20 protein-coding genes are annotated in these 23,559 nt (G+C 45.1%); 17 read left to right on the top strand and 3 right to left on the bottom strand.

Annotated elements, in window-relative coordinates; genetic code table 11:
* Nucleotides 1-12: 12 nt before the first annotated feature.
* The gene (locus tag AC3ITG_RS22830) at nt 13-465 is read left to right on the top strand and encodes a pyridoxamine 5'-phosphate oxidase family protein (RefSeq protein WP_379443850.1); all 453 of its coding nucleotides are present in this window, start codon (nt 13-15) and stop codon (nt 463-465) included.
* A 7-nt stretch (nt 466-472) separates the two neighbouring features.
* Here the strand turns inward: AC3ITG_RS22830 and AC3ITG_RS22825 are convergent, their stop codons facing one another.
* Nucleotides 473-1,168, bottom strand: coding sequence for a YhcN/YlaJ family sporulation lipoprotein (locus AC3ITG_RS22825; RefSeq protein WP_489251437.1), 696 nt, complete (start codon nt 1,166-1,168; stop codon nt 473-475).
* A gap of 152 nt (nt 1,169-1,320) precedes the next feature.
* Between AC3ITG_RS22825 and AC3ITG_RS22820 the strand changes: the two genes are divergently transcribed.
* Entirely contained in the window at nt 1,321-2,655 is a 1,335-nt protein-coding gene (locus AC3ITG_RS22820; protein WP_024628438.1) for a PhoH family protein, read from the top strand.
* A 222-nt stretch (nt 2,656-2,877) separates the two neighbouring features.
* The gene (locus AC3ITG_RS22815; RefSeq protein ID WP_489251436.1) at nt 2,878-4,158 is read left to right on the top strand and encodes an extracellular solute-binding protein; all 1,281 of its coding nucleotides are present in this window, start codon (nt 2,878-2,880) and stop codon (nt 4,156-4,158) included.
* Here AC3ITG_RS22815 and AC3ITG_RS22810 read toward each other — a convergent pair.
* Nucleotides 4,150-5,229: a hypothetical protein gene (locus tag AC3ITG_RS22810; RefSeq protein ID WP_413372655.1), complete on the bottom strand. Its 1,080-nt coding sequence runs from the start codon at nt 5,227-5,229 to the stop codon at nt 4,150-4,152. The two genes, AC3ITG_RS22815 and AC3ITG_RS22810, sit on opposite strands and share 9 nt — an antisense overlap.
* A gap of 181 nt (nt 5,230-5,410) precedes the next feature.
* On the bottom strand, nt 5,411-5,647 hold the full coding sequence (locus tag AC3ITG_RS22805; RefSeq protein WP_053781237.1) for a DUF2626 domain-containing protein: 237 nt from the start codon (nt 5,645-5,647) through the stop codon (nt 5,411-5,413).
* Between the two features lie 315 nt (nt 5,648-5,962).
* Here AC3ITG_RS22805 and AC3ITG_RS22800 point away from each other — a divergent pair, with 315 nt between their 5' ends.
* From AC3ITG_RS22800 to AC3ITG_RS22735, 14 genes are all read left to right on the top strand, one after another.
* Nucleotides 5,963-6,613 carry an RsfA family transcriptional regulator gene (locus AC3ITG_RS22800; protein ID WP_063567002.1) on the top strand — a complete coding sequence of 217 codons (651 nt, stop codon included), beginning with the start codon at nt 5,963-5,965 and terminating at the stop codon, nt 6,611-6,613.
* Between the two features lie 144 nt (nt 6,614-6,757).
* A complete protein-coding gene (locus AC3ITG_RS22795) occupies nt 6,758-7,720 on the top strand; it encodes a ketopantoate reductase family protein (RefSeq protein WP_413372654.1) in 963 nt (320 codons plus the stop codon).
* Nucleotides 7,720-8,094 (top strand): DUF3397 domain-containing protein, encoded by a 375-nt coding sequence (locus AC3ITG_RS22790; RefSeq protein ID WP_413372652.1) that lies wholly within the window; start codon nt 7,720-7,722, stop codon nt 8,092-8,094. Before AC3ITG_RS22795 ends, AC3ITG_RS22790 begins: the two co-directional genes overlap by 1 nt.
* Nucleotides 8,095-8,245: 151 nt before the next feature.
* Complete coding sequence (locus AC3ITG_RS22785; RefSeq protein ID WP_489251435.1) at nt 8,246-9,943, top strand: peptide ABC transporter substrate-binding protein; 1,698 nt, start codon at nt 8,246-8,248, stop codon at nt 9,941-9,943.
* 189 nt (nt 9,944-10,132) lie between these two features.
* Nucleotides 10,133-11,065 (top strand): ABC transporter permease, encoded by a 933-nt coding sequence (locus tag AC3ITG_RS22780; RefSeq protein ID WP_379443870.1) that lies wholly within the window; start codon nt 10,133-10,135, stop codon nt 11,063-11,065.
* Between the two features lie 35 nt (nt 11,066-11,100).
* Entirely contained in the window at nt 11,101-11,994 is an 894-nt protein-coding gene (locus AC3ITG_RS22775; RefSeq protein ID WP_413379765.1) for an ABC transporter permease, read from the top strand.
* A 17-nt stretch (nt 11,995-12,011) separates the two neighbouring features.
* Nucleotides 12,012-13,775: an ABC transporter ATP-binding protein gene (locus AC3ITG_RS22770; RefSeq protein WP_413372650.1), complete on the top strand. Its 1,764-nt coding sequence runs from the start codon at nt 12,012-12,014 to the stop codon at nt 13,773-13,775.
* A 156-nt stretch (nt 13,776-13,931) separates the two neighbouring features.
* Nucleotides 13,932-15,563, top strand: coding sequence for a bacillithiol biosynthesis cysteine-adding enzyme BshC (gene bshC, locus AC3ITG_RS22765; RefSeq protein ID WP_489251434.1), 1,632 nt, complete (start codon nt 13,932-13,934; stop codon nt 15,561-15,563).
* 45 nt (nt 15,564-15,608) lie between these two features.
* The gene (locus AC3ITG_RS22760) at nt 15,609-16,874 is read left to right on the top strand and encodes an adenosylhomocysteinase (RefSeq protein ID WP_413372647.1); all 1,266 of its coding nucleotides are present in this window, start codon (nt 15,609-15,611) and stop codon (nt 16,872-16,874) included.
* A gap of 275 nt (nt 16,875-17,149) precedes the next feature.
* Nucleotides 17,150-17,587, top strand: a complete 438-nt coding sequence (gene mraZ, locus AC3ITG_RS22755) for a division/cell wall cluster transcriptional repressor MraZ (protein WP_017687291.1) — start codon at nt 17,150-17,152, stop codon at nt 17,585-17,587.
* A gap of 18 nt (nt 17,588-17,605) precedes the next feature.
* Nucleotides 17,606-18,556, top strand: coding sequence for a 16S rRNA (cytosine(1402)-N(4))-methyltransferase RsmH (gene rsmH, locus AC3ITG_RS22750; RefSeq protein WP_413372644.1), 951 nt, complete (start codon nt 17,606-17,608; stop codon nt 18,554-18,556).
* Nucleotides 18,557-18,583: 27 nt separating this feature from the next.
* Complete coding sequence (locus tag AC3ITG_RS22745) at nt 18,584-19,012, top strand: hypothetical protein (protein WP_489251433.1); 429 nt, start codon at nt 18,584-18,586, stop codon at nt 19,010-19,012.
* A 50-nt stretch (nt 19,013-19,062) separates the two neighbouring features.
* Nucleotides 19,063-21,393: a penicillin-binding transpeptidase domain-containing protein gene (locus AC3ITG_RS22740; protein ID WP_489251432.1), complete on the top strand. Its 2,331-nt coding sequence runs from the start codon at nt 19,063-19,065 to the stop codon at nt 21,391-21,393.
* Between the two features lie 93 nt (nt 21,394-21,486).
* Nucleotides 21,487-23,451 (top strand): stage V sporulation protein D, encoded by a 1,965-nt coding sequence (locus AC3ITG_RS22735; protein WP_489251431.1) that lies wholly within the window; start codon nt 21,487-21,489, stop codon nt 23,449-23,451.
* The last annotated feature ends 108 nt before the right edge of the window (nt 23,452-23,559 follow it).

Below are 23,559 nucleotides of genomic sequence, written 5' to 3'. Positions count from 1 at the left end.
GGGGCTGGTTGGATGTCCGAAGCCGTCACACAATTGACTGAATCTCTTTTACAGCAATTCAAGAACGAAACCTTTGTGCTCTTGAGCACCGTGGACATTGAATCTGGAGGTCCGACATCAACAGCAATTTCCTGGATTTATGCGGAGAATGCTTCTACCCTTCGTGTGGCGATTGATCATCGTTCACGTCTCGTGAACAATATGATCGAGAATCCGGTCATTACCGTCACTATTTTTGGAGAAGAGATGGTCTATGCGGTAAACGGACGTGCTTCCGTACGACAAAATCCGTTACAGGATGTACCGTTTAACATGTGCTGTTTCGACATTTCCATTGAAGCGGTAAGGAATGCCCTTTTTTATGGAGCCCAACTGTCCTCTGTGCCTCAATATGTCAAAATATATGATCAGCGTGCTGCTGAGAAATTAGATGAGCAGGTTTTTACTGCAATGAAAAAAGCCTAGTGAGAGATCACTGGGCTTTTTGTTGTCTTTTGTCAGAAGAATACAGCTGCTGCATTTGTTGTTCACGTTCAACATGTTCATCCGGATTTTGACGGACTTTGACATCTTTGGGTAGTTGGGGAATGATCCGGCCCACCATGTCAGCGAGTTCTGAAGCGAAACCGGATATTGGATGACCTTGACGAATATGCTCACCAATTTCCTTAATGCGTTCAGTGACATCAGCATCTGCTGTAACAATGGAATCCACACCTTCTGGATCTTTACGAAGGGCTTCGGCAACAGAGTATTTAATTGTACCTACTCGTGCGCGTTCCAGTTCACCGTCAACATCAATGCCAACTACGGCTGTATTGCCAAGAATGACACAGTTGGCATCTTTGACACCTTCCACTTGCTTGGCAAGTGTTTTGAGGTGGGTGACCCTTTTTTCGTTTGGCATCCGATCGGCCTTGGTGTTGTCCATGACGTTTTTCTCATGAACCTCGCCTGTATTTTCGGTCAGATGGTCTACAGCTGAAGGGTGCAATCGATCTTCCTGAGTATTGAGCATGTGAGATCCTTTTCGTTGATCTTGCTGAGTTGTAACATTTCCTCCGTAACCTTTGGCATGCTGACCTTGTTGCTGCGAGGCATTACGTGTAGAACTGTTGCAGCCTGTAAGTATAAAGATCAGAAGCAGCGTGCAAACCCAATATTTCATAAATGTTCATCCTTTCCTGGAGTTTTTCAGAATGGTTGACAATTATTTTGTCCTAGTCGAATACATTTATGTATGGGAGCATGATTGTCCATGTCGCTGCTGAAAGATCACACTAACCATGCCTTTAACGACGCCGCTTTGGAGGGGATTGAATGAAAAAGATTTTTGTATTGGATACGAACGTGCTTCTGCATGACCCCAATGCCATATTTGCCTTTGAGGAACATGAGGTAATCATTCCCGCGGTTGTACTGGAGGAGATCGACTCCAAAAAAAGAAATGCCGATGAAATTGGGCGTAATGCCCGTAATGTATCGAGACTTCTTGATGGGTTGCGTGAATTGGGACATCTGCACAGTGGCGTCCCTTTGGCTAATGGAGGCAATCTGAAAGTGGAACTGAATCATCGTAGTTTTGTGAAAGTACAGGAAATGTTTGGTGAAGTGTCCAACGATAATCGGATTTTGGCCGTCGCCCTGAATTATCAGATTGAGGAAAATGAGAAAGAGGTCGTTGAGCGACAAGTGGTTCTGGTCAGCAAGGATGTGCTTGTTCGTATCAAAGCGGATGTACTCGGTCTTTTCACACAGGATTACTTATCAGATCGAACGGCAGGTCTTAGTGAATTATATCCAGGGTATACTGCCCTGAAGGTTCATCCTTCGGTCATTGATGAGTTTTACACATATCGCTTTCTACCGATCAAACCGTTACAATTGTCTTATTCGCTTTACCCGAATGAATTTGTAATTCTCAAGGATGAGATGGGAACCAATAAATCGGCTTTGCTCAAAGTAAATACAGAGGGAACGAAGCTGGAACCACTTTTCCTGAGTAATGATAATGTTTGGGGCATCAGTGCACGTAACGCGCAACAGCGTATGGCCCTAGAACTGCTCCTGAATGATGACATTCCACTTGTCACGATTACAGGAAAGGCGGGTACGGGGAAAACCTTGTTGGCGCTTGCTGCAGGTTTGCTTAAAGTGGAGGATGATCATAAGTACAAAAAATTATTGATCGCCCGTCCAGTTGTTCCGATGGGGAAAGATATCGGTTATCTCCCTGGAGAGAAAGAAGAAAAACTAAGACCATGGATGCAACCGATTTATGATAACTTGGAGTTTTTGTTTGATACCAAAAAAGCAGGCGACATTGATAAAATTTTGATGGGTCTTGGCAGTATTCAGGTTGAGGCACTCACTTATATTCGTGGACGGTCTATACCAGGACAGTTTATCATTATCGATGAAGCGCAGAACCTGTCTCGACATGAAGTGAAGACCATAGTATCAAGGGTGGGCGAAGGCAGTAAAATTATTTTGATGGGTGACCCTGAGCAAATAGATCATCCTTATCTGGATTCAGCAAGTAATGGTCTGACGTATATTGTGGAGCGATTCAAACAAGAGGGAATCAGCGGACACATTATGCTGGAAAAAGGAGAACGTTCCAAGTTGGCTCAGCTTGCAGCGGATTTATTGTAAGGTAACGGGAAGTTTATTTCCCGGAAAATGTTTCTATTGAACCGGCTCTTAGGGCCGGTTTTTTGCTGAAAAAATAAAAATCAGTTATTGCACAGAACTCGATATGCTCGAGGTATGCAAAATATCGGAAAACTGTTTTTTGGCAGGATAGGACAAGAGCACTACTTATTTGTTACAATGAGTGTTGCAGGAAAAAATTAGGTGAGCAAGGAGGGGAAGTTAATGAAGCGTGGACACCAGGTTGTTTTGTTCGCAGTGCTACTGCTTTCGTTAACGATTCTGTCTCCCAGTTTTGATTTTAGAGGTTCACAGCTTAATCAGGAACGAGATCAGGAAAAAGATGCATTTCCCAACACGTCATCGCGCAGCGAAGACCAACATGCTCCACTAGAGATTGTAGTCTCGATGTCTAAGACCGACTTTAAGTCGTTTAAAAAAATGGCTAATGAAGTAGCAACTTCTCAACATGTGGAAATCAGTCTTCGGAATTTGGAGTCAGATACATATAAGCGAGTGCTTGATAATAAATTTTCGGTAGGGGAGAGCGGAGATATTATTCTTCTGGATAGCGCGGAAGTTCAATATCATGCCAAAAAAGGACATCTGTATCCGTTAAACGGTACAACGCTGTCCAAGTCTTTGGGAGAAACTGTGGTTGGCTTGCGGGAAATGACAGAGTGGAATGGTTACCAATGGGGGATGCCGTTTGATTTTGACGCCTATGTACTCGCAGCTCGCTCTTCATTCCTGGACGAAGCCGGTTTGGCAGGTTTACCCGAAAATAAGGAACAGTGGAACAAACTTGTACAACAAGCAACGCAAGATGAAACGGATTTGATAAGTGTAAACTTAAATGACCTTCACGCGGTAAGTGCGTGGTTGAATCAGTTTGAGCCAGGCATGGCCCCCGACAAAATTAAGAAAGCGCAAACTTCCTCGCAAACGGAGGCGTACCAACAGAGCATACAGCTGCTGGATCAGATTCAGTCGCATATTACGGTCGAATCCATAAATCCGACGATCTCTGCTTCTGGTGAGCAAACGGGGGCACCTATGGTAGTAACGTTGCTATCACGTTTGTTGAGTGGAGATCAAGGCGTGGCAGGCGAACTGGGTTCATCAGAGAAGATAGCTTTCAGTGCGTTAGAACCGCTGAGATCAAGAAGTCTTGTTATCGCAGCTGGATCACTTGAGGCGGAAGAGGCAAGCCGCTGGATTGAAGGAATGACTTCCTCTGCCGTGCAATCGGAGTGGTACCAACAGGCTAACTATTTACCAGCAAAGCAGCAGGAACTAGAACTTGAGTCACAGAAACTAATAAAGAAGTATGATACGACGGATGTAAAATCCTGGTTTCCAGCTGAATCTTCACAGGCCGTAATGACGGAAAGTCCTATATTAACTTCTGCCTTTCAAAAGAAGATCCAACAACTTCTCGCGGGAGAGATCACGGCTAATCAGTACGTCAAAAGCATTATTGCCTTGCAAAGCTCGTCAAAATGAAATGGCGAGCTTTACTTCAAGTATGCCTTCGCTTGTGGATACCTCTGTGGCTTTGACAAACGACAGAATTTTCTGTGGGTAAAATCCGAGATCGAATTCCCGTTCCAGCATACGACGTGTGGTATCAGGTAGTTCTAACTGATTAAACACAAGTTTATCGACATGAAAACGAATTGAATTCTGCGGTTCACTCTCAACCGTATAATGTCCTTCAATGCTTAATTGCAACTGATCACGCTGCCCAGAAGCAGTAATTCGATCTTTGTCGAACTGAAAGGCGAAGTCTTCAAAGATCGGATTCTGCGAACGTAGAAACGTATTTAACTCATCTTGTCCGATTCGAATGGTGTACGATGTTCCGGTAGTGGAGATTCCTCCGTTTTGTTCCTGGATAAATTGTGGCAGGTTCTGCATGGCTGATGCCAATGCTTTGAAATATCGCTTGACCTCGTAAATGCCGATGTTCTCCCAATAGATGGTCAACTCGTCCATCAATTTCTGCATGGCTGCAGCATCCCCGCTGGCAGCTACTTTTCCGTCCACTTCTTTCTGTAATGCAAGTACTCGTTCACGTTGATTTTGAAGATTGTTTTTAAGTTCAGACAGTTCTACAGAGGTCTGATTAATCTGGGCAGACGTTTGCTGCATAGTGCGATATCGATCCTGATACTTGTCCAGAACAGCCTGATCCCTGCCAATAATAATCTGATAGTAATCGTATAGAATGAACAGGTCTTTCATGGATCTTGCACCCAGAACCGTCATCAAGAGACTATCACGCTCCCCGGTATAGTAGGATCTCACAACTGCACCCGCACGGTCTTGCTGAGTATGTATCTGTTCTTCCTGTTCCTGAAGCTGAATGGATAACGTCTGACGCTGTTCGTCCAGCTGTTTTTGTCTTGTTGCAATACGTTCGATTTCATGATCGATTTCGACGATGGATAGGCTTTGTTGCAATATTTCGCGTGTATCCTCAGATGAAGGCTCTCCATAGGCATAAGTCCAAGGTAGCTGGATCAAAAATATAATACATGCGATGAAGCCAGGAATGCCGTATCGACGTTTCACCCATCATTCTCCTTTCCATATCTACATATGATGCGAACTGGCTTATCTCTTCCAGACAATATATGAAATAGATACGTGAAATATCCGTAGTGGTTACATAACACAAAGAATAGTCATTTAATCTGAAAACCACAAAAAAGCAATCCGACTGTAGCCGGATCGCTTTGATGCTGCTGGCGGATTAGAGCGGCAAATCCATTTGGAATACGGTCCAGTAGCTGAACCCTGTGAATGTCACGATCATATAACCCCAGAAGAGCAATATGTACGTACGTTCGGTAAATTTCAAATATCCCAAAATGACAAAAAACGCAGTCTGCAGGAAAAAAAGCAAAGCCATTTCGACCAGGTCTCCCGCAAAAGCCATCAGGCCAATCGCTAGCGTGAAGAACCCGAGTACCCGAAACATGCGCGCCACGGTAAGTCCTCCTCTCCTATGTACGTTCATAGATTGTCTACACAACATTATACCGGGAAAGGAAAAAGGTGTAAACAAAATTGGATATGAAAGCGAATTCTTTTTTGGCCGAAAAGAGTTAATGTATGGTTTGTTTTGCATATGTAACGTATGAGCACACATAAATGTGGAAATACATTTTAGTATGAAATCAATTCTATGAACTCTATGAGAGGCATAAGAATGAATGAAGCAGCTTTTATACCTAATTCACATGCCGGGAAATCCGGTTATGGGGACGGTTATTTTAGGATGTTGTTAGGAGGGTATTATAGCATGACTGCAGTGAGACAGGATGCTTGGAGTACAGAGGACGATTTGATTTTGGCTGAGGTTACTTTGCGTCATATTCGGGAAGGAAGTACACAATTGGCCGCTTTTGAAGAGGTTGGCGAAAAAATAGGCAGAACTTCTGCCGCTTGCGGTTTTCGCTGGAACAGCTGTGTGCGTAAGAAGTATGAGTCTGCTATTAGCAATGCTAAGGCTCAACGACAAAAACGAAGTTATCTCCGCAAACAACCGGCTTTGCTTGGACCACAGGTAGCAGCTTTGTCCACACTCGATACAGAAGAAAATCTGTACAAAGCGGATGGTATTTCGGAAGACTCTCTATCCATTGATGCAGTTATACGATTCCTGCGGCAATGGAAGGGAACTGTGCAGGAAAACGGTCGCCAGCTCAAGATGCTTGAGAAAGAGCTTCGTGAAAAAGAGGATGAACTTCATGAACTGCGTTGCGAGAATGATCGTCTCTCTAAGGAAGTGAATGAAGTACAGACCGATTATCGTGTTGTAAATGACGATTATAAAGCACTGATTCAGATTATGGATCGTGCTCGTAGACTCGCATTTCTGACAGAAGAAGAAGAAGAACTCAAAACGAGATTCAAAATGGACGCCAACGGGAATCTGGAACGAATTGAATAAAAGCAAAATGTGTTTGATGATCAGCATTAGATTAGAGCCCGTCACACCTCCGTTACATAACGGCGGGTATGATGGGTTTTTTGTTTGCTGTTTTTGTTCTATTATAGATAAAAGTAACTATTGGAGTAGAGGTAGGGATGCAGCATGATCATTGACGTTGTAGGATCAGGGTCACTGGGTCTTTTGTATGGAGGAAAGCTTCAGGACGCAGGCAACGAGGTTCGATTTTGGACCAGAACGGCTGAACAGGCGAATAAACTGAGTATAGAAGGATTTAAGGTCATTGAAAGGGAGAAAACCATTCAGATTACGCCTAACCATATCCAGGTCAAGCCGATTACGGATTTAACCCGAGTATGGGAACAATCACCTGGAGATTGGCTACTATTAATGGTGAAGCAGACAGCGATACATGATGTTATACGTGAAATTGATTCATTGAAGACGCGAGTGATGAACATCGCATGTTTCCAAAACGGGGTTGGACATCTGGATGATGTACAATCCAATATGCCACATTCCAATATATACAGCGTCATAACCACAGAAGGGGCGAAACGTCAGCAAGATGGAGTCATCCGTGCAGGTATAGGAGAGACCTGGTTGGGCAAAAGTGCAGATGTACGTATCTCATCTCTAACGCCAATGGATCCAAATGAACCCATTCGGTTACAGGGACTTTTGCAGCAGGCAGGATTTGGCTGTACAGTGTCGAATGAAATCGATAAGCTGATTTATAGGAAGTTGTTAATCAATGCTGTCATTAACCCTCTTACCGCGATATGGCGTATTCCTAACGGTGAATTAATTACAAAGGAAGAGCGAATCATGTTTATGCGTCAGCTGTACGACGAGGCATTGGCGGTATACAAAGCAAGCGGAATACTTCTTGATGTGGATGTGTGGGAACAAATCCTCTCCGTCTGTCGTTCCACCGCCTCGAATACATCTTCCATGCTGTCGGACGTTCTGCATGGACAACAAACGGAGGTGCAATCCATTAACGGGCAAATCGTAAGCATGGCGTGTCGGTGTGGCCTGTCTGCTCCGATGCATGAAGTACTGCTTCATCTGATTGAAGGTATGCAACCGGAAGGAGTGAGTTAATGGGATTTTTTATTATGCTGAGCATACTGCCGTTCTTTCCGTTTTTTCTTGTGTATTGGATCATTTATGGATGGAAAAAAGATAAGCGTGTGGCGCTGCGCTCGGCAATGGATGTAACAACCTTATTCCTTATATTCTCTGTATCGGCGTTATTCAACTTAACATTTGATTCGAATTTTGGATTTTATTTAACACTAATACTCATACTAATAGCGCTTGGATTCATCGGAGGTGCACAAAATCGGCTCAAAGGTAAGGTCGATGGGGGTCGAATGTTCCGGGCCGTTTGGCGCATGGCTTTTGTTATCATGAGTTTTGGGTATGTTTTGTTTACTATATTTGGATTATTTAGATACTTCATGAAACAGATGTGAGGATACATAACGCAAAAGGGCTAAAAAATGTGTCGATTTTGTCGAAAACTGAAAAAAACATTACTTTCTGAAAAAGTAATGTAGATTTTTTTGACCGGTGGTTGTATAATCTATAAACATATACCACATCAATTTAGGGGGAAAGTGTTAGATGAAAAGGAAAAGTCTATTAGTCCTTTTGACGCTGATTTTGGCGTTCGGTACCGTACTTGCAGCGTGCGGATCGAAAAACGAAGGCACAGGTAACACCGATACTGGTTCTGCAACCGAAGGAAATGGTATTGCTAAAGATCAAGTCCTGAAAATTAACCTGTCAGCTGAACCTCCTACGTTAGACCCGGCTCAAGCAAAAGACAGCCAAACCAACACTGTACTGAAATTCTTGTATGAAGGTCTTGTGCGTATCGACCCTGATGGCAAAGAAGCTCCAGGTGTTGCTAAAGACTGGACAATTTCCGAAGATGGTCTGAAATATGTTTTCAACCTGAACCCGGATGCTAAATGGAGCAACGGTGATGCAATCACTGCCGAAGACTTTGTACGTTCTTGGGAACGCGCTTTGAAACCGGAAACAGCTTCTCCATATGCTTACCAATTGTATTACATCAAAGGTGCTGAGGGTTACAACCTGAGCAAAGACGAAACATATAAAGGTACTAAAATCACAGACTTCTCTCAAGTAGGTGTTAAAGCTACTGATGAGCACACGTTGGAAGTAACGTTGGAAAACCCAACACCTTACTTCTTGGGTCTGACAGCATTCTACACGTACTACCCAGTACACAAGTCTGCTGACACGAATGACAAATTCTTCACAGACTACAAAAACATGATCGTTAACGGACCATTCACAATGGATCAATACGCTAAAGGTCAAAAAATCGTCGTGAAGAAAAACGAAAGCTACCATGCAGCTTCTGACATCAAATTGTCTGAAATTAACATGTCCCTGACAAACAGCAGTGCTTCCGAACTGCAAGCTTACAAGTCTGGACAATTGGACTACACAGGCGCACCTAACGGTGAAATTCCTTCCGACCAAATTCCTTCTGTAAAAGCGGAATTGCCGGACGAGTTTAAAGCTACTGGTATTGCAAGTACGTACTACTACCAGTTCAACGTTAATGAAGCTCCATTTAACAACGTTAAAATCCGTAAAGCTTTTGCAATGTCAATTGAGCGTCAATTGATCGTTGACAAAGTAACACAAGGTGGACAAATTCCGGCTTTCGGCTTTGTACCTCCAGGTATCCGCGGTGAAAACGGCGAATTCCGTGATGAGCACAAAGATGACTTCTTCACTGAAAACGTAGAAGAAGCTAAGAAATTGCTTGCTGAGGGTATGAAAGAAGAAGGCTACACAACATTGCCAGCAGTAACTTTGATCTACAATACTAGTGACGGTCACGCGAAAATCGCTCTTGCTGTTGCTGATATGTGGAAGAAAAACCTTGGTGTTGACGTGAAAACGGAAAACCAAGAGTGGGGCGTATTCCTTGAGAACCGTCAAAACCAAAACTTCCAAATCGCTCGTGCGGGCTGGTCTGCTGACTACAACGATCCGTACAACTTCTTGGAAATGTGGACTACTGGAAACACAAACAATGATTCCAAATTCAGCAACGAACAGTATGACAAAGATGTTAAAGAGACTGTAAAATCTGCAGATCCAGCTACTCGTATGGCTGCTTTTGCTGACGCTGAGAAAATCCTGATTCAAGATGAAATGGGCGTATTGCCGATCTATTACTACACTAACGTATCTTTGACTAAGCCTTACCTGAAAGGCGTACAACTTGATTTCAGTGGAGCTATTGACTTCACTCGTGCATATCTGGAAGAGAAATAAGTTGTTCTGAAGTCTATATGATTACTTCGGGATATATATGTGGAATTCCATATATATCCCGATTTTTTTGTATGTGCACCGATTTTCCTTATAATTCTTGAAATTTCCGATAAATGGATTGGACATTATTCATGTCTAATTCTACAATCGATTTGTATACAAAATATTGTTTGTGGAGGTGTGCAAGGGTTGGTTAAGTACGTGCTGAAAAAACTGCTATTTATGCTGCTATCGCTTTTCATACTCGCATCAGCAACCTTCTTCCTGATGAAGGCCATTCCGGGTGACCCTTTTACATCCGAGAAAAAAGTATCACCTGAAATCCGGGCACTTTTGGAAGTGAAGTATGGTTTGGACAAACCGATGTATGAACAATACCTGAAGTATATGGGTGGAATCATCAAAGGTGATTTCGGGGTTTCTATGAAATACCTGAATCAAGATGTAACTGGTATGATCACTCAAACGTTTACAGCATCGCTGAAGCTAGGAATCTTTGCGATTATTATCTCAATTGTTGTGGGTGTCTTGTTGGGGCTTATTGCCGCAGTGTACCATCGCAAGTTGATTGATGATATTACAATGATTCTGGCTGTTATCGGGATTGCTGTACCGAGTTTCTTACTCGCATCCCTGGTGCAATATGTTTTTGCATTCAAACTCGGCTGGTTTAATGTTATGGGCTTCGATGGCCCGCTCGACTATGTGCTTCCGGTTGCCGCACTGTCGGCATCTCCAATTGCCTTTATCGCTCGTTTGACGCGTTCAAGCATGTTGGAAGTGTTGCATGCAGATTACATCAAGACAGCCAAAGCCAAAGGCTTGAAATGGCCGGCTATTATGTTTAGACACGTTTTACGGAACGGTATTCTGCCAGTCGTTACTTATGTTGGTCCAATGACAGCGAACATTATTACAGGTTCCGTTGTTATTGAACAGATCTTTAATATTGGTGGGATTGGTAAAGTATTCGTAGAAAGTATTACGAATCGTGATTATACGATGATTATGGGGATCACAATCTTCTATGGTATTCTCTTGATGCTTGCACGTTTCCTTACGGATATTGCTTACGTGCTGATCGATCCTAGAATTAAGCTAGAAAGCCGGAAGGGGGCATAACGTTGTCTGGCACGAATAACAACAATAATGAAACGGTGAACACAGGCCTGGATAGTCAGGCAGCGTTGAAATCGCAAGAGAGTGTATCACTATTCAAAGACGCTATGTATAGACTTGCAACCAACAAGGCCGCTATGATTAGTTTGGCTGTTCTAGTCCTTGTTGTCATTTTCTCTATGATTGGTCCAACTTCTTTGTTCTCAAGTTATAATTATTATTCCAATGATTTGTTGAATGCCAATGCTGCACCGAGTGCAGCACACTGGTTCGGAACAGATGAACTGGGTCGTGATGTATGGGTAAGAACCTGGGTAGGTGCACGTGTGTCTCTTACTGTAGGTTTAGCTGCTGCTTTAATTGACCTTGTCATTGGGGTAATTTATGGAGCAATTATGGGCTTCTACGGTGGGCGTGTTGACGGCATCATGAACAAGTTCTCCGAGATCCTGTACTCCCTGCCTTACATGCTCGTTGTTATCTTGTTGCTGGTTGTATTGGAGCCAAGTCTGACAACGATTATCATTGCACTTACCATCACAGGCTGGATCAGTATGTCTTGGATTGTGCGTGGTGAGATTATGCAACTCAAAAACAGAGACTTTATCCTTGCTGCTCGTTCCATGGGCGCAAGCACGGGACGTCAACTCTTCCGTCATTTGTTGCCAAATGCTGTCGGACCAATTCTCGTTACATTGACGTTGTCCATCCCAAATGCCATCTTCGCAGAAGCATTTTTGAGCTTCCTCGGATTGGGTGTATCTGCCCCTAAATCCTCTCTTGGATCTATGATCAATGATGCACTTACAGGCTGGACGCTGTATCCTTGGCGGATGTGGTTCCCTGCAGGTTTGATGGTTATGACAATGCTCGCATTTAACTTGCTTGGTGACGGTTTGCGCGACGCGCTTGATCCGAAATTACGTAAATAGAAATAGGAGGTGGGATTATGGAGCCGATTTTAACAGTCAAAGACCTGAGTGTGTCATTTACGACGCGTTCTGGTGAGTTTGATGCCGTTAAAAATGTGAGTTTTGAACTTGGCAAAGGAGAGACGCTGGGGATCGTAGGTGAATCTGGTAGTGGTAAAAGTGTTACTGCCCAAACCATCATGAAATTGATTCCCTCCCCGCCTTCGAAGGTTAAAAGCGGAGAAATTACTTTTCACGGGCAGGACCTGCTGAATAAGACAGATAAACAGATGGAAGCCATCCGTGGTAAAGATATCGGCATGATCTTCCAGGATCCAATGACTTCTTTGAATCCTACCATCAAAATTGGTAAGCAAATTACCGAGGTGCTGCGCAAGCATCAGAATATGTCCAAAAAAGAAGCGGAAAAAAGCGCATTGGAAATGCTCGAACTTGTAGGCATCAAAAATGCGGATGTGCGTATGAACCATTACCCACACCAATTTTCCGGTGGTATGCGCCAGCGTGCTATGATTGCGATTGCCTTGGCATGCCGTCCATCCCTTCTGATTGCGGATGAACCAACAACTGCACTCGACGTAACGATTCAGGCACAAATCTTGGATGTTATGAAGGACATGCAGCAAAAGCTTGGAACTTCGATCATGCTTATCACGCATGACCTTGGAGTAGTCGCAGGAATGTGTGATCGTGTTGTCGTTATGAAGGAAGGCGAAGTTGTTGAAACAGGAACAACTGCTGAAATCTTCAGTAATCCTCAACATCCATACACGATTAAATTGCTGAATGCTTTGCCTCGTCTGGACGAGCCTAAAAAAGAAAAGCCTACTCCAGTTGGTATTATCAAAGGTGCCAACAAGCCGCTGGTTCAAGTGAAGAACCTGAAACAATACTTCAATTTGGGCAAAGGGAACATTCTAAAAGCGGTTAATGATGTTAGCTTTGATATTTTTGAAGGCGAAACACTTGGAGTTGTAGGGGAGTCTGGCTGTGGTAAATCCACAACTGGCCGTACAATTCTGCGCCTTTATGAGCCAACAGGCGGAAATGTTAACTTTAATGGAACGGATATCTACAAGCTGTCCCCGCGCAAAATGAAAGAAATGCGTAAAGATATGCAGATGATTTTCCAGGATCCTTATGCATCCTTGAACCCACGTTTTAACGTTATGGATATCATCGGTGAATCTCTTGATATTCATGGTCTGGCATCAAGTCGGACAGAGCGGAAGAGACGCGTTGAAGAACTACTAGACCTGGTAGGTCTGAATCCTAGCCATGCACTCCGTTATCCACATGAATTCTCAGGTGGTCAAAGACAACGGATAGGGATTGCCCGTGCATTGGCCGTAGACCCTAAATTCATCATCTGTGATGAGCCATTGTCAGCATTGGACGTGTCCATTCAGGCTCAGGTCGTTAATTTGCTTGAAGAACTTCAGCAACGCCTCGGCTTGACATATCTGTTTATTGCGCATGACTTGTCCATGGTTAAACATATCAGTGACCGTGTAGCTGTAATGTACATGGGTAAAGTGGTTGAGTTGGCAGAAAGTGAAGAACTTTATGCTAATCCTATTCACCCTTACACCAAAACATTGCTGTCCGCGATCCCTGTACCTGATCCGGAAGTAGAAGCGAGCAAACGTCGCATTTTGCTGCCGGAAGAACAAGCGCTTAAGAATGGATCTGGTGGTCCTGCAAATGATCCATACAACCTGGAGAATGCTCAATTGATTGAGGTATCCAAAGGTCACTGGGTTGCAGAACCTTACGTATAAAAAGTACATTTTTCATTTGGACTTATCCATGAATATCAAACCGCCGACTTTGTTCGGCGGTTTTTTATTTTTTTGATGCACTTTCTTTTGACGAAGAGGGCTCTCATTCGGTACAATCAAGAAAGGCTCTTTGAAGCAGAATAGGAGGCAGACCTCATGATAGGTATTACCGAGGCACTCCGCAGCGGAACGCGACTTGCAGAAGACTATGTCTGTTCAAGGGATGCTGCGCGTGGCCTTTACGAGTATGACATTCGCTGGGAATCGGGGCTTCATGCGCGTGCCGAGTGGTTGGACCAATCGGAGAACACACGTATTCCTCGTCAACGTCTGGCAGAGTATCTACGTATATATAATAAACGGGTGAACGATCATGGTGCAGTCCATGAATCCATCACACGTCTCGCGGAACAAGATGCGTTGGTTGTTACGGGAGGGCAGCAAAGCGGCCTGCTTACAGGTCCGTTGTTTGTAATTTACAAAGCAGCAAGTGTAGTTGCAGCTGCGAGGGAAGCGGAGAACAGGCTACAGCGGCCGGTCGTCCCCGTTTTTTGGATTGCAGGTGAAGACCATGACTGGGATGAAGTCAACCACACATACTTGCCTGACGCCAGTGGGGACATGACGAAGATCAAGTTACAAGGGCGGTTTGCAGGCAGGGATTCTGTGAGTTATGTCCATGTGGAAACGGAACAATGGATGACCGTGCTGGAGCAGGTGGAGCTTCTGTTACCGGATACGGTGCACAAACCAGGATTAATGAGGCTACTTACGGAGATCCATCAGTCTAGTTCGAACCTGAGTGATGCGTTTGCACGGTTAATCTCAGCGTTGTTTGGCAGCAGTGGACTTATTCTGATGGATGCTGCAGATCCAGACTTGCGCAGACTTGAGCAGCCTATATTTGAGCGTTTGATTCGTGAAAATGGGACATTACGCCAAGCATATGCACAAGGTGCCTCCGCATTGGAACAAGCCGGATATGCCATGCCTGCTGAAGTCGCGGAAGATGGGGCCAATCTGTTTTACATACATGAAGGGGCGCGGTTGCTTCTGATGTTGAAAGACGGCTTGTACAGCGACCGTAAAGGTCTGGTTTCATTTACAGAAGAGCGACTGCTTCAGGAACTGGCTGAACATCCCGAGCGGTTTAGCAACAATGTATTGACCAGGCCATTGATGCAAGATTCCATTTTACCTGTAGCGGCTGTTATCTTGGGTCAAGGTGAGATCGCGTATTGGGGATTGACACGTGAAGCGTTTGGCCGGTTCGGGTTGCAGATGCCTATCTTACTTCCACGTCTGTCCTTTACCATTATGGAAGATGTTCATCACAAACATATGAAACAGTACGGTCTTTCTTTCCAGGACGTTCAATATCATATGGATGAAAAGAGGAAACAATGGCTGGCACAGCAGGAGACCTTCCAGGTCGATGAACAATTCGAGCGAGTTCAGCAAGCATTTGCCGATCTATATCGTCCATTGCTCGATCAGATCGCAGAGATCCACCCTGGTTTGGACCGAATTGGAGATACCAATGTAGGCAAGATCAGCGAACAGATGCAGTATCTGCAACAACAGACCCACAAAGCCATCAAAGATAAACACAATGTGAGTCTAAGGCACTGGAACGGGATGCAAAACTCACTCTTTCCTATGAACAAACCGCAGGAACGAGTGCATAACGTGCTCTTTTACCTGAACCGTTATGGAACCGAGTGGATTGAACAACTGATTGAAAGTCAGAACGAATTCCGTGGACAACACCAAGTGATCACATTGTAGTGACCTTTTATAATAGAAGGAATAGATAACCAAGGAGGATGAGGAATGACTACCCCTGCATTACAAAACAGTATCGTTAAGGATATGGGACTCGCTTCGGAAGGGCATCTGAAAATTGATTGGGTAGAAGCACATATGCCGGTGTTGAACCGCATTCGTCGCCAATTTGAACAGGATCTGCCGTTTAAAGGTTTGAAAGTAGCTATTTGCCTTCATCTTGAGGCCAAAACGGCTTATCTGGCGAAAGTCATCCAAGCTGGTGGTGCAGAAGTGACGATTACACACAGCAATCCATTGTCAACACAGGACGATGTTTGTGCTGCTCTAGTGGAAGACGGCGTTACCGTGTATGCCAAACATAATCCGGACCCTGTAGAGTTCAAAGAGCTGCAACTCCGTGCACTTGAAGTGAAACCTGATCTGATTATTGATGACGGTGGAGACTTTGCCACTATTATTGCATCTGAACGTCCTGATCTAGCTGCCACGATTCGTGGCGGAGCAGAGGAAACGACAACGGGCATCATTCGTCTGAAAGCTTTGGCGAAAGAAGGACAATTGCGTTTCCCAATGGTTGCAGTCAATGACGCTTATTGCAAATACTTGTTTGATAACCGTTACGGTACAGGTCAGTCTGCATTTGATGGTATCATCCGTACAACCAATCTGGTCGTTGCAGGAAAGAACGTAGTTGTAGCGGGTTATGGATGGTGTGGTAAAGGTGTAGCGATGCGTGCCAAAGGGCTCGGAGCAAATGTTATCGTAACTGAAATTGATCCTATTAAAGCCGTAGAAGCACATATGGACGGATTCCGTGTCATGACGATGGTGGAAGCTGCAAAATTGGGTGATTTCTTCATCGCTGTTACCGGCAATAAAGATGTGATCACCGGAGAGCATTACGATGTGATGAAGGATGGAGCAATTCTTAGCAATGCGGGTCACTTTGACGTGGAAGTAAACAAACCTGAACTTGCTAAACGTTCCGATTCGATTCGTACCGTACGCCGCAACATTGAAGAATATCGCTTCAAAGATGGCCGTAAGATGTATTTGCTGGCTGAAGGACGTCTCGTAAACCTGGGTGCAGCCGATGGACACCCTGCCGAGATTATGGATACAACGTTTGCATTGCAAGCGCTGGGTCTGCGTTATGTGAGCGAGAACTATGCGGAACTGGGTAAAACCGTTGTTAATGTACCTTATGACATTGACCAACAGGTTGCCAGCTACAAACTGGAAAGCCTTAATATTGCCATCGACTCCTTGTCCGCCGAGCAGGAAAGATATCTGGACAGCTGGAGATTCTAAGGGGCATCCATTAATTACAAGCTGATTAAGTGCTTCAAAGGGTTTAAAATGGTTTATTAATGATATGGCTCATATGCGGGTGTACGTGCGATTGCCCGTAAACGGGAAACGTCTTTGATCCTGAGTGACAGGATCAAAGACGTTTTTTTGCGATTATTAAATTAAAAAAAATAAAGCCAGTAAGAAGGGTTTTGATTTTTTTGTGCGAATCTATTATGCTTAGGTGGTGGAAAGTGGGGCAAAGTGGGAGAAACGGGTGAGGAGTGAGTGGGCCAATGTTTATGGGGGAGTTCCAACATAGCATTGATGACAAGGGTCGGGTTATTATTCCGGCTAAATTCCGCGAATCTCTGGGACCGTCTTTCGTTGTCACACGGGGTTTGGACCAGTGTCTTTTCGTGTACCCCATGGAGGAGTGGGGGGTCATGGAACAGAAGCTCAAAGCACTGCCATTGATGAAATCCGATGCACGTGCGTTTACCCGGTTTTTTTTCTCGGGTGCCACCGAATGTGAATTGGACAAACAGGGCAGGGTAAATTTGCCGGGCAATCTTAGAGAGTATGCCAAGCTGGACAAGGATTGCGTTGTTCTTGGCGTGTCGAACCGGGTGGAGATTTGGAGCAAAGGCATATGGGAGAGTTATTTCAATCAATCCGAAGAAGCATTCAACGACATTGCCGAAAAGCTGGTCGATTTTAATTTTGATCTATAAAGTCAGGAGGGGTGCAGGTTGTTTCACCACATAACCGTACTCAAAGAAGAGGCAACAGAGGGTTTAAACATCAAGCAGGACGGTATATACGTGGACTGCACTTTAGGCGGTGGCGGACATAGCTCCGTGATTGCATCCAAGCTCGGTCCAGGGGGGCGTCTGATCGCACTTGACCAGGATGATTGGGCTTTGGATAACGCGCGTGAAAAATTGGCTCCGTATGGAGAGCGGATTACATTGGTCAAAACCAATTTCCGTGATCTGGAACAGGTACTGAAAGAACTGGATGTTCCGATGAGAGATGGCGTGCCGCAGGTAGATGGTATTTTGTACGACTTGGGGGTATCATCGCCGCAATTCGATGAAGGAGAACGTGGATTTAGCTACAATCACGACGCTCCACTCGATATGCGCATGGATCAGGACGCATCCCTTACCGCCAAAGAGATTGTTAACGAATGGCCGGAAGAGGAGATAGCCCGCATTTTGTATCGCTATGGTGAAGAGAAATTCTCAAGAAGAATTGCTCGTGTCATTGTTGAAAAACGAAAGCAGTCCACAATTGAGACTACGGGCGAACTGGTGGAGTTGATCAAAGAAGGGATTCCAGCGGCGGCTCGTCGTACCGGAGGACATCCTGCAAAACGCAGCTTTCAGGCATTGCGAATTGCGGTTAATGATGAGCTGGGCGCGTTCGAAGAAGCGTTACATCAGGCCGTTCGGTGCTTGGCACCAGGCGGACGTGTATCTGTTATTACTTTTCACTCACTTGAGGACCGAATTTGCAAACAGATTTTTAGCAGTTATCTGGAGAAATGTACATGCCCTCCCGATTTCCCGTTGTGTGTTTGCGGAGGTACGGGTGTCATGCGTTTAGTGAACAGAAAGCCGCTGATTCCAACGGAAACGGAACTGGCCGAAAACTCCCGTGCTCGTTCAGCGAAGCTGCGCGTAGCCGAGAAACTGTAAATCAAGAGCGGAGGAGAGAGTCGGAGTATGGCATATACACGTGGTAATCTGGCAGTGAAAGAAAAAGCGTCCCAAGAACGTGTGACCCAGCAGCGGTACAAGGAAACCACCAAAGTGGTGACCCGTCGTACCGGTCTTCCGGCACGCGAGAAATTTTTGTATTTGATTACTCTGGTCGCAGTCATTGTTGTGGGTGGTATGATGATGTCGCGTTACGCTCACATCTATGATCTGAATAAGCAGGCACAGACGACGTTGTCTGACGTGAGAGAAGCAGAGAAAACCATTGCAGATTTGCAAGTGGAAAAAGAAAAACTGAACAATCTGGTCATCGAGAATGCTCGCAAACTTGGTTACGTTGAGGCTTCCGGCAAGGATGTCATTTTTGTACCTCGCTCAACAAGTACAACGAACTCGACAGGTACTGAATCGTCCTCGGATACAGCAAATAAGTAGAACATTTTGTATCAATCCATACAAAATGCTGAAGCAAAAGAGGTGTACCGATGGTAAAAAGAATAAAGATGCGCACGCTGCTTATAGGGGGATGTATTACCCTCTTTTTTCTTGTATTGATAACCCGCATATTTTTTATTCAGGTTGTTAATGGAGGTATTTGGAAGGAGCGAGCGGCTGGTTTGGTCGAACGCGAACAAACCATCAAGGCCAGTCGCGGGACAATCACAGACCGCAATGGTAACATTCTGGCCACGGATGCGCCTGCTTACACGGTGTCTGTAAACCCAGAGATGATTAACAAGCTTGGAATTGAAGATGTGGTTATTGAAAAATTATCTGGTTTATTGGGGAAAAGCGAGAGTGAAATGCGCGCACTTGTAACTGCTAAAAAGAAAGATGGGACATTCTATCAACAACGTGAAGTGCGCAGTGAAGGGTATAAAATTAGCCCTGAACTCGCTGCTAACGTAGACGAATTTCGCGAAAAACTGCAGGATGACTACAAGGCTAAAAACGCGATTGTCATGACACAGGAGTCGAAGCGATTTTATCCAGAAGAAACGCTCGCCTCTCATTTGCTGGGATACATGAGCCGTGATGGCAAGGCTGTTAACGGACTTGAAGTCTCCTATGATGAACAGCTTACAGGTACAGATGGCTATCTGAACTATCAGAAGGATGCAAAAGGCATTAAGCTTCCTGACTCCCAGGATAATTATCTTCCTCCGCAAAACGGGAACAATCTGAAGCTGACGATTGATGATACAATTCAGTACTACATCGAAGATGCAATGAAAGAAGCGGTAGCCCAGTACAATCCACTGAGCATGACTGTCATTGCAGCAGATCCTAACACGATGGAAATCTTAGGGATGGCCAATTGGCCGACCTTTAATCCTAATACGTATGGGGAAACGCCGGATCAGAAAAATTTTATCAACCATGCGATACAATCCATCTATGAACCAGGGTCTACTTTTAAAATTGTTACTTTGGCAGGTGCGGTTGAAGAGAAGCTGTTTGATCCGAATGCCACGTTTGAATCCAAGAGAATCTATATCGGTGGCTATCCAATCAGTGATAACGGTCACGCCTATGGCCGGATCTCCTACTTGGAAGGTGTCAAACGTTCAAGTAACATTGCGTTTGTTAATCTGGGATATAACATGCTTGGCGGTGAACGTTTGCGTCATTACATAGACCAATTCGGTTTTGGTAAAAAGACGGGCATTGATCTGCCGAGTGAATCGGCTTCACCAATCAAGCCGCTGGTTTATAAATCGGAAATTGCCACAGCAGCATACGGTCATGGTCTTGTACAAGTAACGCCAATCCAGCAGGTAGCAGCCATTTCGGCCATTGCCAACGGCGGCAAACTTATGGAACCGCATCTGGTTAAGGAAATTATTAATCCGAATGACGGTACATCAGAAGTAATCAAGCCGAAGGTTGTTCGTCAGGTCATTTCCAAGGAGTCTTCCAAACTGGTGAGCGGGTATCTGGAACAGGTTGTAGCTGACCAAACGATTGGTACAGGGCGCAATGCTTATATCGAAGGATACCGTGTGGCAGGTAAAACGGGTACTGCTAGAAAAGTAGTGAACGGGGAATACAGTAAATCCAAAGACGTCGTTTCGTTTATTGGATTTGCACCCGTTAATAATCCCAAAATCGCGATGTTGATTGTAATTGACCAGCCAGATGGTTCCAATATTGGCGGAGGTACTGCAGCTGCTCCGGTATTCAAGAAGATTGTGAGCCAGACACTTCAGTACATGGGAGTTCCCAAAGATACAGTAAAGACCACTGACAAAAAGTCAAAAACAACGCCGGTCGTTCAAGCTAAAGCTCCTGATCTGTCAGGTAAGACAGCCAAACAGGCTAGAAGCCAACTATTGAACGCAGGAATTGCCTATGAGACGCTTGGTCAGGGTGAAAATGTTATTCGCCAGTATCCTGTGGCGGGTGCAGCCATGAATCCTGGCCAACGAATCTACCTGTTGACCGAAGAGAGCAGCAAAATGAAGATCCCTGATCTGACTGGCGAATCTCTACGAGATGCACTTGAAGTGCTCTCCCTCATGAAAGTGGGCGTGACCGTTAAAGGTGAAGGATATGTGGTGAAGCAAACGGAGCAGGTGGCAGGCGAACAGAGAACGGTTGAGCTTGTGCTGCAAACGGCCAAAGCGGCAGTTACCGGTATAGCAGATGAAGCTCCCGAGTCTTCTGATCCAGCATTAGGGGACGAGACTAACAATCAGGGAGCAGCTGATGGAACGGGGAACACCGAAGAAACGGACAAAACGGATACTACAAATCCACCTTCAAATGAGACAAAATCGTCTGATAACACATCGGACGGGGCTTCGCTTCCATAGAGATCACAGACAGCTTGTTCTAACCCCCGGTTGTCCTGAATATTCATGAATTGAACACAATCATGATTTTGGGACGAGTGGGGGGATCTTTTCGTGAAGGGGTCAAGCGTAAATCTGCGGCGCAGGTTGTTATGGAGTTTAGTGATTTTAGTTCTGTTATTCTCAGCCTTGGTGATCAGGCTTGCTTATGTACAGTTAGGGAAAGGACCGGAACTATCTGCGAAAGCGGAAGAGTCTTGGCGGCGGAATATTCCTTATTCAGCCAAACGGGGAGAGATCTTGGATCGAAATGGAACCTCTCTCGCCTACAATATAACCACACCAACCATTATGGCGATTCCTGCCCAGGTGAAGGAAGCGGAGACAACAGCAAGAGCACTGGCTCCTTTGCTGGGTATGACCGAAGAGAAAGTGCTGGCAACCATCAAGAAAAGAGAACTAATTGTACGACTACAACCCGGTGGCCGCAAAATTACGATGGAGAAGGCTCAGCACATCCGTGATTTGAGGCTTCCGGGTATCGTTGTTGCTGAGGATAATAAACGCTTTTATCCTTATGATGATCTGGCGGCTCATATTCTTGGTTTTACAGGCATTGATAATCAGGGCTTAACGGGTGTAGAGAAAAAGTATGATGATAAACTGAACGGTTTGAATGGCAGTGTGTCCTACTTGTCCGATGCGGCCGGAAGGCTTATGCCGGGCTCATCTGAGAAGTATGTGGAACCAAAGGATGGTCTGAACCTGAAGCTGACTATTGATAAATCGATTCAGTCCATCATGGAACGCGAGCTGGATCAGGCTATGGTCAAGTTCCAGGCTAACTCGGCGCTTGCCATTGCAATGAACCCTAAGACGGGTGAAATCCTTGGCATGGCCAGTAGACCCGGATACGAACCAGCCGATTATCAGCAATATCCGGCCGATGTATACAACCGGAATTTACCGATCTGGATGACGTACGAACCAGGTTCAACGTTTAAAATTATTACGCTCGCAGCAGCACTTGAAGAGAAAAAAGTAAATCTGACGCAGGATCAGTTCTATGATCCCGGATTTGTTGAAGTAGGAGGCGCACGCCTGCGTTGCTGGAAAAAGGGCGGCCATGGAAGTCAGACCTTCCTCCAAGTTGTGGAGAACTCCTGCAACCCTGGATTTGTTGCACTGGGTCAGAGACTGGGCAAAGAATCATTATTCTCCTATATTAAAGACTTCGGATTCGGCACCAAAACAGGCATCGATCTGAGCGGTGAGGCCAGCGGAATTCTGTTCAAACTGTCACGGGTCGGACCTGTGGAGCTTGCGACCACTGCTTTTGGTCAAGGGGTATCCGTTACACCGATTCAGCAAGTAGCGGCTGTGTCGGCAGCTATTAATGGTGGTAAACTATACAAGCCTTATGTTACGAAGGCATGGGTTCATCCGGAAACGGGTGAAGTGATGGAAGAGGCCAAGCCGGAACTAGTTCGTCAAGTCATCTCGGAAGATACGTCCAAGCAAGTGCGAGAAGCACTAGAGAGTGTCGTTGCCAAGGGTACGGGACGTCCGGCGTTTATTGATGGATACCGGGTTGGCGGCAAAACGGGTACAGCCCAGAAGGTAATCAATGGACGTTATTCCTCTACCGAGCATATTGTATCCTTTATCGGTTTTGCTCCTGCGGATGATCCGCAGATTGTTGTGTATACTGCGGTGGATAACCCGAAAGGGATTCAGTTCGGCGGCGTGGTTGCCGCACCGATCGTACAGAACATTCTGGAGGATGCGTTGCATTATATGAATGTTCCGGTTCGGAAGGATCAGGTAGCCAAAGAATACAAGTATGGAGAAACCAAAATCGTGACGGTTCCCGATCTGACTGGAGCTACGGTCGAAGACCTGTATGAGGATCTGAATATGAACTTTATGTTGGCCAAATCCGGCAGTGGGAAATATGTCATTAACCAGGCTCCAAAGCCAGGAGCACGGGTTGATCAGGGTTCTACTATACGCATCTATATGGGTGATGTTCTGAATGATATTCATGATCATACCAAGGAGGAAGGACAAGAGCCCTGATGGGGCTCTTGATCCCCACCGCAACAAAATGCACTGAGTTGCGTTTCATTAATTGGCTGTATTGACGATAATAATGAATACAGAGATATGTTGAAATTGAAGTAAACT

Source organism: Paenibacillus sp. GL_099_B, assembly GCF_057835695.1.
Note: the sequence above shows the minus strand (reverse complement) of the source record. Positions and strands in the feature narration are given on the sequence as shown.

Bases quoted from the DNA above. Each gene is read 5' to 3' on its own strand.
- AC3ITG_RS22825 (WP_489251437.1), bottom strand. From the start codon at position 1,168: ATGAAATATTGGGTTTGCACGCTGCTTCTGATCTTTATACTTACAGGC.
- mraZ (WP_017687291.1), top strand. From the start codon at position 17,150: ATGTTTATGGGGGAGTTCCAACATAGCATTGATGACAAGGGTCGGGTT.
- AC3ITG_RS22820 (WP_024628438.1), top strand. From the start codon at position 1,321: ATGAAAAAGATTTTTGTATTGGATACGAACGTGCTTCTGCATGACCCC.
- AC3ITG_RS22815 (WP_489251436.1), top strand. From the start codon at position 2,878: ATGAAGCGTGGACACCAGGTTGTTTTGTTCGCAGTGCTACTGCTTTCG.
- AC3ITG_RS22740 (WP_489251432.1), top strand. From the start codon at position 19,063: ATGGTAAAAAGAATAAAGATGCGCACGCTGCTTATAGGGGGATGTATT.
- AC3ITG_RS22760 (WP_413372647.1), top strand. From the start codon at position 15,609: ATGACTACCCCTGCATTACAAAACAGTATCGTTAAGGATATGGGACTC.
- AC3ITG_RS22790 (WP_413372652.1), top strand. From the start codon at position 7,720: ATGGGATTTTTTATTATGCTGAGCATACTGCCGTTCTTTCCGTTTTTT.
- bshC (WP_489251434.1), top strand. From the start codon at position 13,932: ATGATAGGTATTACCGAGGCACTCCGCAGCGGAACGCGACTTGCAGAA.
- AC3ITG_RS22800 (WP_063567002.1), top strand. From the start codon at position 5,963: ATGACTGCAGTGAGACAGGATGCTTGGAGTACAGAGGACGATTTGATT.
- AC3ITG_RS22830 (WP_379443850.1), top strand. From the start codon at position 13: ATGTCCGAAGCCGTCACACAATTGACTGAATCTCTTTTACAGCAATTC.
- AC3ITG_RS22770 (WP_413372650.1), top strand. From the start codon at position 12,012: ATGGAGCCGATTTTAACAGTCAAAGACCTGAGTGTGTCATTTACGACG.
- AC3ITG_RS22785 (WP_489251435.1), top strand. From the start codon at position 8,246: ATGAAAAGGAAAAGTCTATTAGTCCTTTTGACGCTGATTTTGGCGTTC.
- AC3ITG_RS22795 (WP_413372654.1), top strand. From the start codon at position 6,758: ATGATCATTGACGTTGTAGGATCAGGGTCACTGGGTCTTTTGTATGGA.
- AC3ITG_RS22745 (WP_489251433.1), top strand. From the start codon at position 18,584: ATGGCATATACACGTGGTAATCTGGCAGTGAAAGAAAAAGCGTCCCAA.